Here is a 5,760-nt window from a genome sequence, read left to right as displayed (position 1 = left end):
GCGGCATCTGCGAGCTGGAGTTACACGTGGGCATCGGAGGCAGCTCCCGCCCAGCGACCAGAAAAAGTGCGGATTGGCGTTCTCTGGTCAGGCGCACCGGGGCCGGTGGATCGCGGCTGGAACACGGATCCGCCTCATGTGGAACAGATGCAGAAGGTCCTCAAAGAGGTCGAGCAGAAACTCGGGAATGTCGAGCTGATCCACGGCAAATCGGAGAACGCCGAACAGACCAAAAACTTCCTGGGAACCATCGGAGAGGGAACTCCCATTCTCGCCATCAACCTCAGTTGCTTTGCGCTCACCCGGCTGGTCGGTCCGATCCTGGAAGCCCGGCATCCGATGATCGTCTTCTCGCTTCCCGCCAGTGGGCACGACTGGATGTATCCCCACCGTTGGCAGCGGGCGGGACATCGCGTCACGTTATTCGCGACGAGCGACCTGGCCGAACTGGAACACGCCGTGCGCCTGTTGCGGGTCATTCCGCTCCTCAAGCAGACGCGGATTCTCCTCTTCCCGCCGGCGCGGGGAACAGCCCCGGCCTGTTCCCCGGAACTGATCAAAGAGCGTCTCGGGGCAGAAGTTCTGGCCGTCGAGCAGGCAGCGTTCGACGAAATGATGGCAGCGGTGGAAGAGGACGCCGTCCGCGAAGAAGCCCAGCGGTGGATCAAAGGCGCCAAGCAGATCGTCGAACCCACCGAAGAAGACATTGTGAAAGCCGCGCGGGTGAGTGTGGCTCTCAACCGGTTGATGGACAAGTACCAGGCTCAGGGACTGGCGGTGGGAACGTGCATGGGCTGGTTGCCAAGGGGATTCCCCTGCCTCGGCTTTGCACGCTTGCGCGATCGCGGATTGCCGGCTGCCTGCGAGGGCGACATGGATTCGCTCCTCACGATGCTCATCTTCCGTTATGCGTTTGACAAACCCGGCTTCCAGGGAAATGCCACCTTCGACACGTCGCGCAATGTGCTTTGGACCGCTCACTGCACCGGGCCGCTGAAGCTGGACAGCATCGATGGCCCCGAGCATCCTTACCTGCTCCGCGGGCATTCGGAAGTCGGCGGAAGTGGATGTGTCCCCGAAGTGCAGTACCGCGTGGGCGAGGTCATCACCCGAACCAAGTTCGTCAATCTGGATACCTTACTGATATCCACCGCCAAGATCGTGGAAGTGCCGGAAAAATCGGTCCACGGATGTCGCACGCAGTTGGTCAGCGAAGTCCGCGACGCCGCGAAAATGGTGGCCAACTGGAGTAGTGCGCTCCAGACGGAGGACGCAATGACGCTCCTCCACCGGGTCGTGTTTTACGGGGATCACCTGCAAAGCGCCTACCACCTGGCCCGGCTGATGGGCTGGAATGTCATTGAAGAGGGCTGAGCCCCTTCACGGCTGAAATTCGCCGAACCATTCCTGGGCAAAATACGCGCGGAGACCTTCCGGCCAGGAAGCACTCTCGGGCGGCAGAGCGCGGCCACCTCGGCGCTGGTTGTTCTGAGGCCTGGCTTTGGGGCCTTCCGGTTTATTGACTTTGGGCAGCCATTGGGCCAGCTCCGCCTTGACTTCAGCGTAAGCGGGATCGTTGGCGAGATTGGTCCATTCCATCGGGTCTTTCTCGTGGTCGTAGAGTTCCTCCGTCCCGTCGCTGTAGCGGATGTAGCGCCAGCGCTCCGAGCGTACCGCGTGGTTCATATAGCCGTGCGTGGTGATGACCGGTCGATCCCAGGGCGCATCCGGCTGCTTGAGGAGCCGCACAATGCTCTTGCCTTCCACGTGTTCTGGGATGGGAAGGTCGCACAACTCACACAGGGTGGGATAGAGGTCAAGCAGGCTCACGGTGCGAGGGCACTGGCTTCCTGGCTGCGTCATGCCCGGGACGCAGATAATAAGCGGCACACGGGTGGCCTCTTCCCACAGTGTGAATTTTCGCCAGTGGAGTTTTTCCCCCAGATGCCAGCCGTGATCTCCCCACACAACCACGATCGTATTGTTCGCATAAGGACTTTTCTGAAAGGCATCCAGTAACCGGCCCACCTGCCGATCCACAAACTCGATGCTGGCCAGGTAGCCCTGAACGGCTTTTTCCCAGTTGTGGGTGGCCAGCACCCGGGCATGGTCCCCCTGCGGGTTGGCCATCTTTTTCCCCAGCGGCGGGACGTCATCCAGATCGTCTTCCTTCACCTGAGGAAGAACGATGTTCGCAAGGGGAAAGTCATCGAAGTACGGTCGCGGCACATACCAGGGCAAATGCGGACGAATGTATCCGACGGCCAAAAAGAACGGGCGGTCGTGCTTCTGGTTGAGGAATTCGATCGCCCAGTCGCTCAGCTTGGTGTCGCCCATCGCGGCGTCATCCACGTCGAGGGGCCCCCAATCAAAATGGGCCGCATTGGGAATGCCGTTGACAGGTCGATTGGGCGGCACCGGATCACCAGGCCGGTTCCAGTACACTTCCCACGACTGGGGATCATTGAAAACATTGTGGAAGAGCTTTCCTCCTCCGTACACCTTGTAACCGTGAGCCATGAAATGCTGGAACACGGTGATGGTATCGGGAAGTTGCGGGCGCCAGGGATTGTCATTGTGATAGACGCCTGACGAGGAAGGCAAAACGCCGCACAACAGGCTTGTTCGGGAAGGATTGCACGCCGGAGCTGTGCAATACGCGCGGGTGAAAATCATCCCCTGTTTGGCGAGGGCATCCAGATTCGGCGTTTTTGCCTGTGGGTGGCCGCCCAGAAAGCCCGTCCAATCATTGAGATCGTCAATCGCGATGAACAGGACGTTGGGTTTGCTCGGGGCAGAGGCGGATGCTCCATATCCAGTTGGTGGGAAGAGCAGCATCCAGCCCACAGCGACGACCAGAAACTCGGCACTCCGACGGCTGACCATGAGACACCTCCCCTGTGTTAAGAAAGTGAAACAGCCTCTGGGGACAGGGACGACACGTCTTACCCAATCCACCACAGAATTGACCCCAATTTACCCAAGTGCAGGCTCTTTCGGGAGCACCGCTGGGTCTGCACACTGTGGCGGAATGTTCTGACTGTCGGCGATCACAGGTCGCGCCTGCCACCACAGCTTTGCAATCCGCGCGGATTCTGTGGATAGATTGCGCACGTGAGCGGCGTGCGAACGCGACCGAAGACATCCGCGTAGAATAATAAACCCCTCCGCGAACGACAGCCCTGCCGAGAATTCAGGAACGATGCTGCAACGCTCCGCGTGCGGACTCTGTGCGAGTGGACCGGCGAGGCTGTGACGATATAATAGCAATGAATCGCTATCAGCGTTTTTCAGGGGGTTGTTTTGCTGATAGCGTCGGTTACGTGTCTCCAGAACAAGGGAGGTCACACTTGCTTACCGAACAACAGGTTGCCCACAGTTGGAACTCGTTGTTCTCTAAAGGTCCGGTGGACGAAAAGAAGCTGAAACGGGCCGAATCTCTCTTGAAGCACCTGAGACCGGAAAGTCCTCTCCATTACCGGCTCAGTAAAGAACTTGAGGAAATTCGGGCGCGGTATCAAGAGCAGAATAAGCAGAGCCGAGCCGCGACCTCAAGTTGAGGCGTTTGCTTCTGTCTTTCCCAACGGTTCCTGTCAGTTCCCGGCGACTCGCGCGGGTGGTTGGCTTTGCGCCTGTCCGAGACACCGCCCGATCTGGCGAACGGCCTGGCGGAGGCGGTGTTCGTTTTCGACCAGCGCCAGTCGCAGATATCCCTCGCCCGCTGCGCCAAAACCGCCGCCGGGGCTGACAGCCACGTCGGCTTCTTTCAGCAGTTTCATCGCGAAGTCGAACGACGACATCTGGCTGGCCCAGGGTTCGGGAATTTTCGCCCACACGAACATCGTCGCCTTGGGGCGAACAATGGGCCACCCCAGCCGTTCCAGTCCTTCGCAGAGGACATCGCGTCGCCGCTGGTACTCGCGGGCTTGGGCCTCAACGGCGGCATCCGTGTGCCGCAGAGCGACAATGGCCGCCACCTGAATCGCGCGAAACATGCCGTAGTCGTAATAAGTCTTGACGGTGGCGAGAGCCCGCACCATCTCCGCATTTCCGCAGCAGAATCCCACCCGCCAGCCCGCCATATTGTAACCTTTGCTCATCGTGGTGAGTTCCACGCCCACATCTCGTCCGCCAGGAACGGCCAGTAAGCTCGGCGCCCGGTAGCCGTCAAACGTGACGTCCGCGTAGGCCAGGTCGCTGACCACAAGAAAGCCGTATCGCTTGGCCAGTCGCACCAGTTCATGGTAGAAGTCGGCTTCCACGACGGTTGTGGTAGGATTGTGAGGAAAGTTGACCACGACGACCTTTGGTCGCGGAAAAATGTTCTCGCAGACGAAAGCGAGACGCGACAGAAATTCGTCCGGCTTGGTGACATCCAGACTGATCGTGCTGGCGCCTGCCAGAATGACCGCGTACACATGGGGCGGATAAGACGGGGCCGGCACGACGGCCGTATCTCCTGGCCCCAACAAAGCCAGGCAAAGATGGCTGAATCCATCCTTTGAACCCAGGCACACGATGATTTCAGATTCGGGATCCAATCGGACTCCGAACTGTTTGAAGTACTTGGAAGCTACCTCCCGGCGGAGGTTCAGAATCCCCCTCGATTCGGTGTAGCCATGATTGTCCGGATCCCGAGCGGCTGCGGCGAGCTTTTCTATCACAATATCCTGCGGGGGATCGCTGGGATTTCCCATTCCCAGGTCGATCACATCGGCGCCGGCGCGACGTTTCTCGTAAAGGAGTTTATTGATCCGCGCAAACAGATACGGCGGCAAACGGAGGACGCGATCCGCCACCGGGATGCTGAATCCGGACCGGGTTTCCGTGGGACCGATCGGACCGGGGACTTCTTTCGGCAAATCTTTCTCGTGCATATGCTATCGTTACCCCGTCATAGGGCGGTTGAAAATGGAATATCCTGGGAAAGTCCTAGGGATATCGATTTCTGGCCATTTCTTTCAGTGTACAGAATCGCCTGGGAAATGGGGAATACCGGCGGAGGCCTGACCCGTTCCCACTGTTACAAAAATCCACCCCAAGCCACGGGCACACTGGGTAGGGGCGATTCATGAATCGGCCCGCAGTTGAACCGGTACGTGAACCAAGGAGTTGGAATTCGGTCGGACATATGGGATGTCCGAAAGGACGAAAAGCGGACGTGACAAGCACGTCCCTCCGAAAAAGGTCCCTTCAAACAGGTCGGAGGGGCACGCTTGTCGTGCCCGGGGAGGCGGCATGGGTCATCAATCGGTATTCATCGGACCTGACAAGCAGGTCCCTCCGAAAAAGGTCCCTTCAAACAGGTCGGAGGGGCACGCCTGTCGTGCCCAGGGAATAACAACGGATAGTCCAACATCGCGAAGCGGACGTGACAAGCACGTCCCTCCGATCGTCCGGAGGGGCACGCCTGTCGTGCCCGGCGAAGCGGCATGGGTCATCAATCGGTATTCATCGGACCTGACAAGCGGGTCCCTCCGAGAGGCGGACCCGACGAGCGGGTCCCTCCGAATATGCACCTGACAAGCACGTCCCTCCGGGTTGAACCTCACTCCCGCGCGAACCCGTGTGGACGTCCGCGCCCCCACCGGGAGAGGAAAAGGGGAGATATGCCACAGGCGCAGGCGGTTATCGGACGGGTGTCAAAGATCACGGCAGGAGGGCTCTCGGTGCATTTCTCCCAAGGTGACCCACATTTGACCTGCCTTTTCCCCTTCCCGGCGCCGCTATCCGTTCCCCCCGTGGCTGAAAATGCACCTC

At 59.4% G+C, this 5,760-nt stretch carries 4 protein-coding genes; 2 read left to right on the top strand and 2 right to left on the bottom strand.

Annotation, left to right across the window (positions count from 1 at the left end; all coding sequences use genetic code 11):
• The coding region (locus H5U08_RS08745; protein ID WP_297032230.1) for a hypothetical protein at nt 1-1,374 on the top strand (1,374 nt) is incomplete at its 5' end.
• Between the two features lie 6 nt (nt 1,375-1,380).
• Here the strand turns inward: H5U08_RS08745 and H5U08_RS08740 are convergent.
• The gene (locus H5U08_RS08740) at nt 1,381-2,886 is read right to left on the bottom strand and encodes a sulfatase (RefSeq protein ID WP_297032228.1); all 1,506 of its coding nucleotides are present in this window, start codon (nt 2,884-2,886) and stop codon (nt 1,381-1,383) included.
• 464 nt (nt 2,887-3,350) lie between these two features.
• Between H5U08_RS08740 and H5U08_RS08735 the strand changes: the two genes are divergently transcribed.
• A complete protein-coding gene (locus H5U08_RS08735; protein ID WP_297032226.1) occupies nt 3,351-3,560 on the top strand; it encodes a hypothetical protein in 210 nt (69 codons plus the stop codon).
• A gap of 33 nt (nt 3,561-3,593) precedes the next feature.
• On the opposite strand, the gene H5U08_RS08730 is transcribed toward H5U08_RS08735, so the two are convergent.
• The gene (locus H5U08_RS08730; RefSeq protein WP_297032224.1) at nt 3,594-4,877 is read right to left on the bottom strand and encodes an aminotransferase class I/II-fold pyridoxal phosphate-dependent enzyme; all 1,284 of its coding nucleotides are present in this window, start codon (nt 4,875-4,877) and stop codon (nt 3,594-3,596) included.
• Nucleotides 4,878-5,760: the final 883 nt, after the last annotated feature.

The sequence above is a fragment of the Thermogutta sp. genome (genome assembly GCF_014359955.1).
Classification (GTDB): Bacteria; Planctomycetota; Planctomycetia; order Pirellulales; family Thermoguttaceae; genus Thermogutta.
This window is presented reverse-complemented; position numbering and strand designations above follow the sequence as displayed.

Coding starts and splice junctions, on each gene's coding strand:
- H5U08_RS08730 (WP_297032224.1), bottom strand. CDS start 4,877: ATGCACGAGAAAGATTTGCCGAAAGAAGTCCCCGGTCCGATCGGTCCC.
- H5U08_RS08740 (WP_297032228.1), bottom strand. CDS start 2,886: ATGGTCAGCCGTCGGAGTGCCGAGTTTCTGGTCGTCGCTGTGGGCTGG.